This window comes from Brevundimonas sp., assembly GCF_013912065.1.
In the GTDB taxonomy this organism is placed as follows: Bacteria; Pseudomonadota; Alphaproteobacteria; order Caulobacterales; family Caulobacteraceae; genus Brevundimonas.
This window is the reverse complement of sequence record NZ_JACESA010000005.1, coordinates 135265-151339: the sequence shown is the minus strand read 5'-3', so window position 1 is coordinate 151339 and position 16075 is coordinate 135265. Positions and strand designations below refer to the sequence as shown.

Sequence of the window (16075 nt, the reverse complement as noted above, 5' to 3'; positions counted from 1 at the left end):
CTCTATGTCGCGTTAACAACAGGACTTTGCGCCGAACCGGATTGCACGACGCCGCAGGCTCGGCTATCGAGCCCTTCGCTGGAGACGTGGCCGAGTGGCTGAAGGCAACGGTTTGCTAAATCGTCGTACCCTGTAAGGGGTACCGAGGGTTCGAATCCCTCCGTCTCCGCCATTTTTTCAATGAAATCAGTAAGTTGCGGCCATTTGGCCAAATCCAGCCGCGCCAGGCGTGTCATTGGGCGGGTTTGGCACGGTGAAGGCTTGCGATATTGAAGGTCGAAGCCCGAACATCGACCTGTGTTCGACACGATCCACGTCGCCGATGAGGAAATGGACGACCTTCCCGAAGGCGTCGAGGGTTTCTTGTTGGTCAGGATCTCTCGAGTGACGTTTTTAGTTTCGCATTCAAACTGACACGAAAGTTCGCGGTTCTCGTAACGCAACGCTTCTAGAGCGGGGCGTTGATTTCGGGGGGGACGCGGGCGTGTCGAGTCATGAGCAGGAGGTCGGACGTGCGCTTGTCCTGCATAACCGAACACTTCTGGCCTATGTGCGCCGACGCCTGCGCTCCGCCGCCGATGCGGAAGATGTCGTTCAGGAAGCAATGGCCAGGGTGCTGTCGCGCGCGCGGGGCTCGCTTATCGCGGATCCGCTTTCCTATGCGATGCGGACCGCGAGAAACATCCTGATCGACAACGGACGCGCAACGCGCCCGCCGGTTTCTCTGGACGATCTGGAGGGCGTGGACACGCCCATCGACGCGGCCGCGACGCCTTTGGAGGCCCTGGACATGACCGAGCGCCTGCAACTCTTCCAGGCGGCGCTGGAGGCCATGCCCCGCCTTCGCCGGGAAGTATTCATTCGACGCAGGGTCGAGGAGCAAGCCTATGATGTCATTGCACGAGACCTGAAGTTATCGACCGAAGCGGTCCAGAAGCACTACAGCCGAGCCGCGCTGATGTTGCGGCAAGCGGTGGAGGGCTGACATGCCGACTGAACGGACTAATCCGACGGATGACCGCACGGCTGCGCTGTGGGCGGACGAACTTCTGGGTGGCGGCCTGGCGCCGTCGCGACAGGCGGAGTTGGAGGCCTGGCTGGCCGGCCGACCGGATCGTCAGGCCCTGCTTGCGCGCCATGAACTGCTGCTCGCGGATCCCGCCATGCTGCTGGCCGCCAAGCGCGTGTCGCGACAGGGCGCGGTCGACCTCCCGGCTCGGCGATGGGCGATGTTTCCCTGGGCGACCGCGTCGGGCCTGGTCGCGGCCAGCCTGGCGTGTGTGGTGCTGATCGACACAATGCCGCGAGGCGAGCGGATCCGTGGCGAGCGGGGCCACGTCGAGGCCATCACCCTGGGCGATGGGTCCATCGTTCGCCTGAACGGCGCCAGCGAGGTTCGGGCCGATCTACGCCGGGATGCGCGCGACCTGCGCCTCAAGGGCGAAGGATTTTTCGAGGTGGCCCCGGACAGTCGTCGCCCGTTCACCGTCGATGCCGGCGGCGTCCGTGTCACCGCCGTCGGCACGCGTTTTAATGTCGAGCAGCACGATACGCCGAAAGGCGCCCTGGTCGAGGTGGTGGTGCTCGAAGGGGTCGTAGAGGTGGTCTCGAATAAGGGGGCGGTCACACGGGCCAAGGCCGGTGAGAGGGTGCGGGTTCTCAAGGGCGCCGTCCAGCACGCCGTACTCGACCAACCCGACAGTGAAACCGCTCTGCCCGCTTGGACGGCGGGATGGCTGGAACTCGACGAAGCGAGCCTGCTTAGCGTGATCGACGATCTGCACCGCGCCACGGGCGTCAAGGTCGAACTGGCCAGGAACGGGATGGGAGATGCGCTGGTCAGCGGGCGTTTCGCCTATGGCCAGCCTGAAAACGCCTTGGCCGCGATCGCGCGCCTACACGGCTACAAGCTGACCCGTCGAGGGGCGGATCACTACGTTCTGTCAGAAGCTTAGGTGACGATAAGAGCAAGTTTTTGCGACGGCTGTCAGGTTCGCGGACGGCGTCGTCTTCCCCTGTAGCGGTCACTTTCGGCCTCGGGGGAATGTTTCTATGTCGTATCGCAAAACCGCGCTGCTCGCCGCAGCGGCCGCGGCCGTTCTCGCATCCGCAGCGGCGCCGGCGCAAGCTTGGCAGGTCACGCCGAGCGCCGAGGCGCGGGTCAGCATCAATCTGCCTGCGCAGGACCTGGATCAGGCCCTGCGCGCCCTTTCGCGGCAGACCGGGCTGCAGATCGTCCACGACCCCAGTGTCACCCGGGGCTTGAATTCTCGGCCGGTTTCGGGGTCGATGGCGCCGCGCGAAGCGCTGCGTCGCATGATCGCCAGCTCAGGCGTGGAGGCGCGTGAGATTCGTGGCGTGATCACCCTGGTGCGGCAATCGGCGGATATCTCGACCCCGAGCGGCGCCGCCGTGGTCGAGGAGGTGGAGGTGATCGGCTACGCCGCCGGCATGCTGCGCTCGCTGGACGCCAAGCGCGACGCCGACTTCATCTCCGACGTGATCAGCGCCGACGACATGGGGAACCTGCCGGCCAACAATATCGCAGAATCACTGTCACGCCTGCCGGGCGTCAATGCTGTGCGCAATCACACGACGGGCGAGGGGGACCGGATCACGATACGTGGCCTGTCGACCGAGCTGAACAACTACACCATGAACGGCGTCCGTATCGGCGGCGCCGGTTCGCCCAACGACAACTTCTATCGCGGCGTTCGCCTCAGCTTCCTGCCGCCGGAAGGCATCGACTCCATAACGGTGATCAAGAGCCTGACGCCAGATCGCGACGGCGACGCCCTGGGCGGCTCCATCGACATCCGTACGCCGACGGCCTTTGATCACGACAAGACCTATGGCGTTCTGTCGGCTTCGGCCGGCATGCTCGACAAGTTCGACGACAAGACCTCGGGCGAGATCTCCGGGTCGTTCGGCCAACAGTTCAACGACAACTGGGGCGTCTTCGTCACCGCGAGCTGGTCGCGCCGCAAGTCGCAGTTCGAACAGAACGGCGTCGATGGCGATAACCAGCCGCCCGTCTGGTACGCCAACAGCGAAAGCCTGGGCTGGGACACTGACAGCTTCGTGCTACGCGGCATGAACCTGGGCTTCGGTGAGACCGAGGTCGAACGCAAGGGCCTGAACGCCAGTCTCGACTATCGTGGCAGCGACCACGACTTCCATTTTCGCGGCAACTACAACGAATACACCAAGGATGAATTCGGCAACCGCCTGAACTTCCGCAACGACACCGGTCGGAACTCGGCGCGCCTGTCGCAGGTGGACACCAGCGTCACGGGTTTGGCCAATCCTTACGACTCCATCATCGGGTCTGACCCCGTCCGGGGCAATATCTACTCCTATACGACCGCCCAGATCGTCGACCGTGACCGCGACGGAATCATCACCGACGCCGACCGCTCGACCCGTTCCTACTATACTTTGAACGGCGCTTCCGGGACTTGGGACCCGCAGGGCTTCCGCCTGCGTCGCTTCTGGGAAGGCTCGCGCGAGACCGGCACCGTGATGTCGCTGAACCTCGGCGGCGTCAGCCGCTTCGGAGATTTCAAGACCGACTACGACCTGTCCTACGCCAAGTCCGAGGACAATACCGACGACAGCTACGAGATGGAGTTCCGCAGCGACAAGTACGGCTGGCTAGGCAACAAGGGCGTCGACGTCGTCAACTTCGGCGACAGCCGCTTCCCCAAATGGGTTCTGAACGACGCCGGCATGGCGGCGGTGCAGGACCCGGCCCAATACAACTACGCCGGATTGTCCGGCGAGGTCGGAGGTGCCGAAGAAGAACTGTGGCAGGGCCAGTTCAACGTCGAATGGAAGCCGGCTTCCGCCTGGTTGGACTCGGTCAAGGGCGGCGCGAAATTCTATTCGTCCAAACGCTCGACCTATAATGGCGAGTTCCTGGACCTGGACGCCGAAGGCACCCTGGCCGACTTCTCGCCCTTCTTCGGCAAGGAGGTCACCGATCTGTTCGATGGGGAATACACCGGTCTCTACCGCTTGGGCACGGTGATCGACAATCAGGCCATGCTGGCTGAGCTGCAGCGCGCCATGAACGGCGACAGCGATTTCTTCGAAGGCTTCGCCACCGACCCTTCGCAGGCTGAGTTGAACGGCGAGGACAGCTTCGAGTTCAAGGAAGACATCCTGGCCGCCTATCTGATGGGTACGGCGCGGTTCGGCAACGCCCAGATCCTCGGCGGCCTTCGGGTCGAAAGCACCCGCAACGACATCTCGGCCTATGCGCTGGACCGGGTGCAGGGTGCGGGCTTCACCACCGACAAGAGCGACTTCGTCAACGTCCTGCCGTCGATCCATCTGAACTATGCGCTTGATCGCAGCACGATGATCCGTGCCGCGATCTGGACCAGTTTCGCGCGCCCCGACATCGCCCGCATGTCCTCTTCGCGGGAGTATAGCTACGATGTCGATCCCGACGGCGATGGTAAGACAAACCCCACCTCGGAATGGCTGCTGGTCGCCATTGAACAGGGGAACCCGGACCTGAAGCCGATGCGGGCGATCAACTACGACCTGTCGATCGAACGCTACAACGGAAAGACCGGCGCCTATTCGGTTGGCCTGTTCTACAAGGATATCCAGAACTTCCTGTTCCGCTCCTCGTCCAGCAACATCCGCGACGGGACGGCGGGTCTGAACGTCAGCCCCAACGGCGTCACCATTTCCATGCCGAACAACGGCAAATGGGCCACGGTGTATGGCGTCGAGATGAGCGCTCAGCAGATATTCCACTGGCTGCCCGGCGCTCTGTCCGGCCTGGGCACGAGCGTAAACCTGACGGTGCAGAAATCGGAAGCCGAGACGGGAATCTCCTGGCATCCGGACGGCTACACCCTGCCGCTGATGGAGACGCCTGAGGCGATCGCCAACGTACAGCTGTTTTGGCAGTACTCGGGCTGGGAGGCTTATGCGGCCTATAGCTATCAGTCGGAATTCCTGGAAGGCATCCAGGACTTCGGCAACAATCCGTACGAGCAGGACTATGAGTTTGTGGACCTGAACGTGCGGCGCAAGCTGTGGGGCGGCGCGACGGCTTCGCTTCAGGTGCAAAACCTCTTCGACAACCATACCTACTGGAACACGGCAGGATCCAACACGGGCTCCAGTCGCGCCTATATCAAGAATGGGCGTTCGATCACGACGAGCCTGACCTATGTCTTCTAAGTCCATGACCGCATTGATGCTCGGAGCCGCGTTCGCGGCTCTGAGCGGGGGGCAGGTTTTGGCTCAGGTCGAGCAGCGTCCCGAGCCGGCGCCGGTCCAGGCTTCCGACCGTCCGATCGCCCCGGCGACTGTGCAACCCGAACGGATCGTCCTGAACCTGACGGCGAATCCGGCCCACGAAATGGCCGTCACCTGGCGAACGGCGTCCGGCGTGGGTGGGCAGGTGGAGTTCGCGGAAGCTCAGGACGGGCCAGACTTCATCGCAAGGGCCGTCCGCGTGACGGCGACGACCGACGATGCGACCCTGGCTGTGCGCGAGTCGGCCGAGTTCCGGGCCGCCTATCATTCGGCGGTGTTAACCGGGCTGAAACCGGCGACGGTCTATGTCTATCGTGTGGGGTCGGGCCAGAACTGGTCGGAATGGCTGCAGTTCCGGACAGCGGCGGAGACGCCCGAACCCTTCACCTTCCTCTACATGGGGGACATGCAGAACAACGTCCTGAGCGAAGCGTCCCGTACGCTGAGGATGGGTTTCCGCAAGGCCGGCGACGCCGCCTTCGTCATCCATGCCGGCGACCTGATCAACCGGCACGACAGCGACAACGAATGGGGCGAATGGTTCGCTTCGGGCGGCTTCCTCTACGGTCAGACGCCGCAGATGCCCACGCCGGGCAATCATGAATACGGTCGTGGACCGATCCTGAACCCTCAATGGCGTCGCCAGTTCACCCTGCCGGAAACTGGTCCGGCGGGCGTGGAGCGCCTGAAGGAAACCGCCTGGACCGTCGACTATCAGGGCATGCGCCTGATCTCGATCGATGCACCGCTGTTTCACGGCGACGAAGCGATGCGGGGCGAAATGGTCCGTTGGCTCGATGGTTTGCTGGCCGAAAACCCCAACCGTTGGACGGTGTTGTTCCTGCATTTCCCCCTGTTCTCGATCGACCCCGACCGGGACAATGCGCGGGTCCGCGATGCGCTTAAGCCGCTGATCGACAAGTATGGCGTGGATCTGGTGCTCCAGGCGCACGACCACGGCTATGCGCGCGGCGCCATAGGCGAGGGCGTGATGGGCAATGCGGGACCAGGCCACAGGTCGGATCACGGCTCGACCTATGTCGTTTCGGTCGCCGGACCGAAGATGTATCCGATGGCTGAACTGACCTGGGCGGAGCGCACCGCCGAGCGGACCCAGACCTTCCAGACGCTCGACGTGTCCCAGGACGCGATCCTCTATCGGGCGTTTACGGCCACGGGACGTCTGCTCGACGGATTCCGTCTCTCCAAGGGGCAGGATGGCGTGCCGAGGCAGGAGCCGTTGCCGAACTGAGACGAATAGACGGAGCCGGGGCTTCTCCCTGTTCCGCCGACAAACTTGCCGTTGCCGAGGCAATTCGCTTCGGTGAGGGCAAGCGGCGACAGCCCATTCCGAACCTTTCTGGCTCCGGGGTGGGCTGTTGCGCGCCGCAATCATGTAGGCCGTGGCGTATGATCGCTGTCCGCTCAACAAGCGTCGGCTACAACGATCCAACCCCGGCGAACATTGCCGCTGGGCGAGATTCCCGGTTCAACGCGCAGCGACGATGTCGTGGAAAACTGAGGCTGCTCGCGAACCCCGCTGACACCGTGTGCCGCACGCGGTCTTGCAGCGGTCGCGGTCCTGCTCCATCGAGAGATGAAGTCTGTGCCGGAGGGGTGATGTCGACCAGGAAGCCCACCATCGATGATGTGGCGCGCCTGTCGGGCGTCGGCCGCACGACGGTGTCGCGTGTTCTCAACGACGGGCCGAACGTGCGAGAGCCGGTGCGGCGCAAGGTGTTGGCTGCGGTGGCGGCGCTCGACTACAGGGTCAATCCGCAGGCGCGGTCACTGGCGGGAGGAGGGAGCCGCGTCCTGGCCCTGGTGCTCGCCTCGGATCTGGATGCCGAACCCAACTCCTTTTACGCCTCGGCGCTGGAGCTAGGCGCCGTTCGGGAGTGTCTTCAGTCCGGCTATCAACTGATCACGCGCCATGTGCCGCAGGATGATCCGGCTGCGATCCGGCAGATCGTGGAGACAGTGTCCAGTCAGCGCTGCCAAGGCGCCATCCTGACCCCGCCTTTTTCGGACAATGCCGAACTGATCGAGGGGCTACGGGCGCGGGGCGTTCATCTGGCGGCCATCTCTCCGGGCGGCGACGGGCTCCGGATCGTGGACGGCGTAGGCATAGATGACGAAGCGGGGGGGCATGATATCGCGCGCCACCTGCTGAATCTGGGGCATCGTCGGATCGGCTACCTAGGGGGCATCGCAGGGCACCTGTCCGCCGAACGACGGCTGGAAGGAGTAAGGCGCGCCATGCGCGAAACCGGGCTTAGTGGCGAGACGCTGGTGGTCGAGCGGGGGGATTTCACCTTCCGGTCCGGGGGATTGATCACATCCCGGATGCTGGATCGGTCGCCGCGGCCGACCGCCCTGATCTGCGCCAATGACGACATGGCGGCGGGGGCGCTGTCGGTGGCGCATGCGCGCGGACTGCAGGTGCCGGCTGACCTGTCGATCGCGGGCTTCGACGACACGCCGGTGTCCGCCATCGTCTGGCCCCCTCTCACCACTGTCCACCAACCCCTGAAGGCCATGGGCGGCGAGGCGGTCCGGTTGGTGTCGAGCCGGATCGGCGGAGCACAGGGCGAATGCTTTTTCCGAACCTTGCCCCATACGGTCGTTGTGCGTGAATCCGCCGGTCAGGCACAGGAAACGACGACCAGCACGACTTGACGACCCACTCAACTGCGTCATGATGGAAGCGCTTCCAATAGCCACGAGGCGCCTCGATGCGTCCATAGGGAGGATCCGGGATGACAAGGCAGAATGGTTTGCGGAAGGCGACTTTCGCTCTGGGACTGGCGGCGCTGTTGACGGGATGCGCCTCGTCTCAAGGCGGCGCATGGGTCACCACGGGCGACCGGTCGCGGTTGCTTGCATCCGAACCGCTCCTGATGCGTGACGGTGTCAGCGTATCAGGCCCAGCCATCATCCTTGACCCGAACCAGCCGCTTCAGACCATGGTCGGCTTCGGCGCCGCGGTGACGGACGCGACGGCCTATCTCGTTCAGGCGCGGATGTCCGAGGCTCAGCGCGAGGCCTTGCTCCGCGAATTGTTCGGCCGGGAAGGCGAGGGTCTGGGGTTCGACTTCACAAGAGTGACGATCGGCGCGTCGGACTTTTCGCTGAGCCACTACAGTCTTGCGGAGACCCCAGATCCGACGCTTTCGACCTTCTCGACGGCGCCGATGGAGACCTATGTCTTCCCGACCGTGCGTCAGGCCTTGGCGATCAATCCCGACCTGAAGGTCATGGCCACGCCGTGGAGCGCGCCGGGCTGGATGAAGACGACCGGATCCATGATCCAGGGCCAGCTGAAGCCGGAGTACTACTCGACCTACGCCGATTATTTGATGCTCTATATCGCGGCGGCGGCGGCTGAAGGCGTGCCGACGGACTATATCAGTATTCAAAATGAGCCGGACTTCGAACCGGACAGCTATCCCGGCATGCGCTGGGGAGCGGAAGGGCGGGCGCGCTTCATTGGCCGCGAACTGGGGCCACGACTGGAGCGGGAAGGGCTCCAGACGAAAATTCTCGACTGGGATCACAACTGGGATCAGCCGGAGCAACCGTTGGGCGTGCTGAACGATCCCATGGCCCGGCGCTACGTCTCCGGGGTGGCCTGGCACTGCTATGCGGGGGACGTCGTCGCCCAGACGCAAGTCCATGACGCCTATCCGGACAAGGACGTCTTTTTCACGGAATGCTCCGGAGGAGCGTGGGCCGCTGACTTCAAGGACAGCTTCGTCTGGACGATGAAGAATCTAATCGTCGGGGCGGTCCAAAACCAGGCGCGCGGGGTGCTGATGTGGAACATCGCCCTGGATGAGAATCATGGGCCGCATGCTGGCGGATGCAGCGACTGCCGTGGAGTGGTGACGATCGACAGCCGCACCGGCGCGGTCGAAAGAAACCAGGAATATTACGCCTTCGGTCATGCCAGCCGGTTTGTGCGACAGGGCGCGCGCCGTGTCGCCGTCACGACGCCGTCCGGCCTGGACGCGGTCGGCTTCATCAATCCTGACGGAAGCCGCGTAGTGATCGTCCTGAACGGAACAGATTCGGAAGCCGCGTTCGAAGTCGGCGAATTTGGCCGCAGTTCGCCGGCGATTCTGCCCTCAAACAGCGCCGCAACCTACGTTTGGAGCCGCCCTCGATAATCTTGTGTTGCGCAAACCAGATGAGGCGATAATATGTTGGAAGCGCTTCCAATGTGTCGCGCGCAAAATAATGACGTGCGGTCTATTGGATCCACGCCGAGGGAAACGTGAGGGGAGATCACATGCGCAGCATATCTGCTGGGTCCAATTCCATTCGTCCAATCAGCAGCCGTCTTCGCCTGACGGCGTCAGCCCTGGTGTTGGCCATGGCCATACCGGGCGCGGCCGTCGCACAGAGCGCGACCACGTCCGTGACGGACGAGGGTCAAGGGACCGAGGTCGACGAAATCGTCGTGACTGGCCTGCGACGCGGTCTTGCCGATTCGATCGCCACGAAACGCCGGGAGACCTCGATCGTCGAGGCGGTCTCGGCCGAGGACATCGGCAAGCTTCCCGACGTGTCCATCGCCGAGTCGATCGCACGTCTGCCCGGTCTCGCCGCCCAGCGGGTCAACGGCCGGGCCCAGGTGATCTCGATCCGCGGTCTGGCCCCGGACTTCACCACCACGCTGTTGAACGGCCGGCAGCAGGCCAGCTCGGGCGATAACCGTGCAGTCGAATTCGATCAGTATCCGTCTGAACTTCTGTCCGGCGTGGTGATCTACAAGACGCCGGACGCTGAAGTATCCGGCATGGGTCTGTCAGGCACCGCCGACCTGCGCACCGTCCGCCCGCTGGCGTTCGGCACCCGCGCTGTGGCGGTGAACATGCGCGGCGAGATGATCGAAGACGATGCGCTGAACGACGATGTCCGCAACTACGGCGGCCGCTTCTCGATCAGCTATATCGACCAGTTGGCCGACGGGACATTGGGCGTGGCGTTGGGCTATGCCCACCTGGATTCGCCCTCGCAGAACAAGCACTACAAGGCCTATGGCTACGAGGCTTTCGGCGGCGCGTGCGAACCGAGCGCACCCGGCGCGACCTGCACTATTGACTCTGTTCAACCCGATAGCGCCGACACCGCGCTGCTCCTCAACGGCCAGGAGGTGTTCGCGACATCGCGCCTGAACCAGCGCGACGCCGTCATCGGCATCCTGGAATGGCGTCCAACCGATCAACTTCATTCGACCCTGGACGTTTACTATTCCAAGTTCGAACAGGAAGAGACTACGCGCGGCGCGCAGTGGTTCTCCAATCCCTATGCCGACGACGCCTATTTCACTGATGTGGTCACCGAAGAACGAGGCGGTTCGCTGTTCGGCCGCAGCGGCACGATCAACAACGCGGTGCCTATCCTGCGTAACGACTACAATACTCGTGAAGATGAGATCTTTTCGATTGGGCTGAATACCGAATATGAGATCAACGACCGGACGCGGATCGTCGCGGACCTGTCCTATTCGAACAACCGGCGTCGCGAGACCATTCTGGAAACCTACGCAGGCTATGGGCTGGGCGTGGGGGGCGTGACGCCGGGGACGCCGAACATCGGCCGCACCACTGACGTCATCGGTTTCACGGTCAACGACGACGGCTATCCGACCTATTCGGAAGGCCTCGACTATGCCGACGCCTCGCAGGTCTCGCTGGGCGACCGCGCGCCCTGGGGCGGCTGGGGCCACGACGGCGCCATCCGTTTCCCAGACGTGGAGGAGAGCATCACCTCGGCGGATCTGAAGATCCAGCGCGACATGGACGGCTTCTTCAATACTTTCACCGCCGGCGTGAACCACGCCAAGCGCGAGAAGTCCAAGCGCGTCGATGACTACGACCTGTTCCTGAAGAACGGCCGCCAGCAGGTCTATGTCGACCCGCAGTATCTGGAGACGCCGGTGTCGTTGGCCTGGGCGGGCTTCGGCGACGTGCTGGCTGTCGACATGAGCCGCGCGCTGGACGTTTATTACGATCGTGCGCCGATCCTGGACGCCAACTATTTCGACAAGAACTGGGACATCGAGGAACAGGTCACCACGGCCTTCGTCAAGCTCGACTTCGAGGGCGGAAACTGGCGCGGCAACGTCGGCATGCAGGCCGTCGTCCAGGATCAGCAATCGACCGGCGTCGTCATCAACGGGACCGAACCGGGTGCACCCATCGATCCGATCTCGGTCACCAAAGGAGCGGATTATCTCGACATCCTGCCCAGCCTCAATCTGATCTATGATCTGGGCGGCGGTCACCGGCTTCGCTTCGCCGCCTCGCGCACCATGGCGCGGCCGCGCATGGACGAGATGAGGGCGAACGTCACGCCGGGCTTCAACTCCCTGGTCTGTTCGGGCCAGCCCTGTCCTCCGGGATCGACCGTCAATCCATGGTCGGCCTCGGGCGGCAATCCAGAGCTGGAGCCGTGGCGGGCCAACGCCTTCGACCTGGCCTATGAGTGGTACGTCGACTCCACCACGTACCTGTCGATCGCGGGCTTCTACAAGGATCTGGAAACCTACATCTACGTCCAGAACGGAACCTTCGATTTCAGCGGTATTCCTTTGCCTTCGACGGCCTCGTCGATCCCGTCAGACGTGACCATTAGCCCGATCGGCCAGATCAGCTTGCCGGCCAATGGCGACGGCGGCACGGTGCAGGGGCTGGAGGTCAGCGGCGCGCTGAACTTCGGCACGGTCTGGGCTCCGCTGGACGGATTGGGCATGCTGGGCAGCATCTCCTTCACCGAGTCGGACCTGAATCCGGCGCCGGATGGCCAGGAGGTCCGCATCGCCGGTCTCTCGGGAACCGTCTACAACATCACCGGCTACTACGAGCGCGGCGGTTTCCAGGCGCGGATCAGCAAGCGGTTCCGCGAAGCCTTCAAGGGCGAAGTGGTGCAACTGTTCGCGACGCGCGGTTACACTGAAATCCTCGATGACGAGCAGATCGACGCCCAGATCGGCTACACCTTCGAGCAAGGGCCTCTGGAAGGGCTTGGGGTGTTGTTCCAGGTGAACAATCTGACCAACTCGCCCTATCGGACGCGCCTTGGCCTCGACAGTGGCGGCACGACCACTGCGGACGGCGGCTCCCTGCCGGAAACCTATGAGGAATACGGCCGACAGTTCCTGTTCGGCGTCAACTATCGCTTCTAGGGCGTCCTCTCCTAGCCCTTAGCCTCTGGGGCGAGGCGGCCACGCCGTCTCGCCCTATTTTTTGATCGATACGCGTAACCGAGAGACGGCGCATGACCTTCCGCAAGACGAAGCTTCTCCCGCTGCTGCTGCTGGCCGGATGCGCCGTGGCGCCGATGACCCCGGCGGCGGCTCTGGACGGGTCGAACTGGCCGACCCTGCAGCAGCCGTATGCACCGGACGCCGCCATGGAGGCCCGCATTGCTCGGATCGTGGCCGGCATGACGTTGGCCCAGAAGATCGGGCAGATGACCCAGCCGGATGTGCGCTACATCACGGCGGACGAGGTGGCCCAGTATTATATCGGCTCGGTCCTGAACGGCGGCGGCGCCTGGCCGGACATGAACAAGCACGCCAACGTGGCCGAATGGGCGGCGCTGTCGGACCGCTATCACGACGCTGCGATGCGCACCGACATGGCGGTGCAGATCCCGTTGATCTGGGGGACCGACGCCGTCCACGGCCACAATAATGTGTCGGGCGCGACCCTGTTTCCTCACAATATCGGACTGGGGGCGGCGCACGATCCCGAACTGATCGAGCGGATCGGTCGGGCGACGGCCCGTCAGGTGCGCGCCACCGGCATCACCTGGGTCTTCGCGCCCACGCTGGCGGTCGGCGAGAACCGTCGCTGGGGTCGGACCTATGAAAGCTATTCCAGCGATTCCCGACTGGTCGCCGAATACAGCGAGGCCCTGGTGCGGGGTCTTCAGGGCGATCTGACCGGCGACGGCGACGTGGTCGCCACGGCCAAGCATTTCATGGGCGACGGCGGCACCTTCAATGGCCAGGACCAGGGCGAGACGCGCTCGACCCGCGCCCAGATGATCACCCGTCACGGCGCGGGCTACTACACCGCCATCGAGGCCGGTGTGCAGACGGTCATGGCCTCCTACAGCAGTTGGAACGACGTCGCCGCCGGCCATGACTACGGCAAGATTCACGGCAGCCGCGAGTTACTGACGGACGTGCTGAAGGCGCGTCTGGGCTTCGACGGCCTGGTGGTGTCCGACTGGAACGCCATCGAACAGGTGTCGGGCTGCACCAAGGCCCAATGCCCGCAGGCCGTCAACGCCGGGATCGACATGATCATGGTCCCCGAAGACTGGAAGGCCTTCATTCAGAACACCATCGCCGATGTGGAAGCCGGGCGGATTCCCATGTCGCGCATCGACGACGCCGTGACCCGCATCCTGCGTGTAAAGATGCGGTCGGGCCTGTTCGACCGCGCGCCGTCGGAGAGCCGCTACAATGGCCGGGCGGACGCCGTGGTGGCCACCGATCTGGCGCGTGAGGCCGTCCGCAAGTCTGTCGTCCTGTTGAAGAATGACGACGGCGCCCTGCCGCTCGCGCGGGGTCAGAAGGTGCTGGTCGTAGGCGACAGCGCCGACAGCCTGTCCAACCAGACCGGCGGCTGGTCGCTGACGTGGCAGGGGACCGAGAACGTCAATGGCGACTTCGCGACTGGCAGCACCCTGCTGGAGGCGCTGAAGACGCAGTTGGGCGCGGACAATGTCGTCTATTCCCGCGACGCCGTAGGCGTGGATGTGACCCAGTTCGCCAAGGTGGTCGTGGTGCTGGGCGAGACGCCCTACGCCGAATACCACGGCGACGTCCGCTTCCCCGCCCCGATCCAGTACAGCCACCGTCGCCCCAACGACCTAGCCCTGCTGCATGCGGTCTCGGGCAAGGGCGTGCCGGTCGTGTCGGTGCTCTATTCCGGGCGTCCGGCCTATGCCAACGACCTGATCAACCTGTCCGACGCCTTCGTCGCCGCCTTCCTGCCGGGCACAGAGGGCGAGGGCCTGGCGGACGTGCTGCTGGGCGGCCGTTACGACTTCACCGGCCGGCTGTCCTTCGCCTGGCCCGGATCGGCCTGCAGCACCGGGGAACACGCCGGCGATGTGGTGCAGTTCGCACGGGGCTTCGGTCTGAGCTATGCGCGACCGTCGACCACCGGCAATCTCCCCTTGCCGACGACGCCAGGCGCCTGCGACCCTGTCGACTGACAATCTGGGAGGCGACGGCGTTGCGTCAGCTCAAGAAAATCCTGATCGTCGGCGGGGGCTCCGCCGGCTGGATGGCGGCGGCCCTCTTCTCCAAACTGTTCAAGGGCCTCTATGAAATCACCCTGATCGAGTCCGAGGCAATCGGCACGATCGGGGTGGGCGAGGCGACGATCCCGGCGATCAAGACGTTCAACGATCTCATCGGCCTGGATGAAAACGACTTCATGCGGCGCACCCAAGCCAGCTTCAAACTGGGTATCCAGTTCGTGGATTGGGACAGGGTCGGATCGAGCTATATCCATGGCTTCGGCGTCATCGGCCGCGACTTGGAATGGCTGCGCTGTCACCAATACTGGTTGAAGATGCGTCAGGCCGGCAAGGCGTCGGATCTCGCTGCCTATTCGATTAATACGGCGGCCGCCCTCGAAAACCGCTTCATGCGCGCGGATCCGAAGAGACCGACCTCGCCCCTGGGCCACATCGCCCATGCCTTCCATTTCGATGCCGGCCTCTACGCCAAATACCTGCGGACCATGTCGGAGGCGGCCGGCGTGCGGCGGCGCGAAGGCAAGGTCGCCTCGGTCCAGTTGAGGCCCGACGACGGCTTCGTCGAATCGGTCACCCTGGAGGATGGAGAGGTGGTTTCCGCCGACCTGTTCGTCGACTGTTCGGGCTTTCGCGGCCTAATCATCGAACAGGCGATGCACACCGGCTATGAGGACTGGACCCACTGGCTTCCGTGTGATCGAGCCATGGCCGTCCCTTGCGCGAGGACGGAGCCGTTCACTCCCTATACCCGCGCGACCGCCCGCCCGGCCGGTTGGCAGTGGCGTATTCCCCTGCAGCACCGGACGGGCAACGGCCACGTCTATTCCAGCCGCTACATGGACGACGAGGAGGCGGAACAGATCCTGGTTTCGAACCTGGACGGCGAACAACTGGCCGAGCCCAACCGCATCCGTTTCGTCACCGGCAAGCGGCGCAAGATCTGGAACCGAAACTGCGTTGCGGCGGGTCTCGCTTCCGGCTTTCTGGAGCCCCTGGAATCCACCAGCCTTCACCTGATCCAGTCGGTCTTGATCCGGCTGGTGCGGATGATGCCGGACGCCGGCTTCGATCCCGCGACCATCGCCGAGTTCAATCGCCAGACCGATTTCGAATACGAGCGCATCCGCGACTTCATCATCCTGCACTACAAGGCGACGGAACGGGATGACACGCCGTTCTGGCGGTATTGCCGCGACATGGATGTGCCTGACACGCTGGAACGCAAGGTGGACCTGTTCCGCGCCAACGGTCGCATCTTCCGCGAGGACGACGAGTTGTTCGCCGAGGAGAGCTGGATCCAGGTCCTGCTGGGGCAAGGGATCATCCCGACAGGCTACGATCCTCTGGTCGATGTGACGCCAGAGGAAGAGATTCATCGTTTCCTCCACGACGTGGAGAAGGTGATCGGTCAATGCGTGGGTATCATGCCGTCGCACGCTGACTATGTTGCGCGAGTGTGCAGCAGTTCATGAAGAGTTCCGTTGGGCTCCGGGGGCCGAGCCCGTCG

General features: G+C 63.7%; 9 protein-coding genes and 1 tRNA gene. All 10 read left to right on the top strand.

The window, feature by feature from the left end:
• The first annotated feature begins 80 nt into the window (after nt 1-80).
• The 10 genes from H2037_RS06215 (at nt 81) to H2037_RS06170 (ending at nt 16040) form a co-directional block, all read left to right on the top strand.
• A tRNA-Ser gene (locus H2037_RS06215) sits at nt 81-172 on the top strand.
• A gap of 312 nt (nt 173-484) precedes the next feature.
• Nucleotides 485-985, top strand: a complete 501-nt coding sequence (locus H2037_RS06210) for a sigma-70 family RNA polymerase sigma factor (protein ID WP_292119137.1) — start codon at nt 485-487, stop codon at nt 983-985.
• A 1-nt stretch (nt 986) separates the two neighbouring features.
• Nucleotides 987-1955 (top strand): FecR domain-containing protein, encoded by a 969-nt coding sequence (locus H2037_RS06205; RefSeq protein ID WP_292119134.1) that lies wholly within the window; start codon nt 987-989, stop codon nt 1953-1955.
• A gap of 97 nt (nt 1956-2052) precedes the next feature.
• Nucleotides 2053-5202, top strand: coding sequence for a TonB-dependent receptor (locus H2037_RS06200; protein WP_292119131.1), 3150 nt, complete (start codon nt 2053-2055; stop codon nt 5200-5202).
• Between the two features lie 16 nt (nt 5203-5218).
• Nucleotides 5219-6532: a metallophosphoesterase family protein gene (locus tag H2037_RS06195; RefSeq protein ID WP_292119128.1), complete on the top strand. Its 1314-nt coding sequence runs from the start codon at nt 5219-5221 to the stop codon at nt 6530-6532.
• A gap of 368 nt (nt 6533-6900) precedes the next feature.
• Entirely contained in the window at nt 6901-7959 is a 1059-nt protein-coding gene (locus H2037_RS06190) for a LacI family DNA-binding transcriptional regulator (RefSeq protein ID WP_292119125.1), read from the top strand.
• Between the two features lie 221 nt (nt 7960-8180).
• Nucleotides 8181-9449: a glycoside hydrolase family 30 beta sandwich domain-containing protein gene (locus H2037_RS06185; RefSeq protein ID WP_292119122.1), complete on the top strand. Its 1269-nt coding sequence runs from the start codon at nt 8181-8183 to the stop codon at nt 9447-9449.
• A 122-nt stretch (nt 9450-9571) separates the two neighbouring features.
• The gene (locus H2037_RS06180; RefSeq protein WP_292119118.1) at nt 9572-12472 is read left to right on the top strand and encodes a TonB-dependent receptor; all 2901 of its coding nucleotides are present in this window, start codon (nt 9572-9574) and stop codon (nt 12470-12472) included.
• Nucleotides 12473-12564: 92 nt separating this feature from the next.
• Nucleotides 12565-14520 carry a glycoside hydrolase family 3 protein gene (locus tag H2037_RS06175; protein ID WP_292119115.1) on the top strand — a complete coding sequence of 652 codons (1956 nt, stop codon included), beginning with the start codon at nt 12565-12567 and terminating at the stop codon, nt 14518-14520.
• A gap of 20 nt (nt 14521-14540) precedes the next feature.
• Nucleotides 14541-16040: a tryptophan halogenase family protein gene (locus H2037_RS06170; protein WP_292119112.1), complete on the top strand. Its 1500-nt coding sequence runs from the start codon at nt 14541-14543 to the stop codon at nt 16038-16040.
• Nucleotides 16041-16075: the final 35 nt, after the last annotated feature.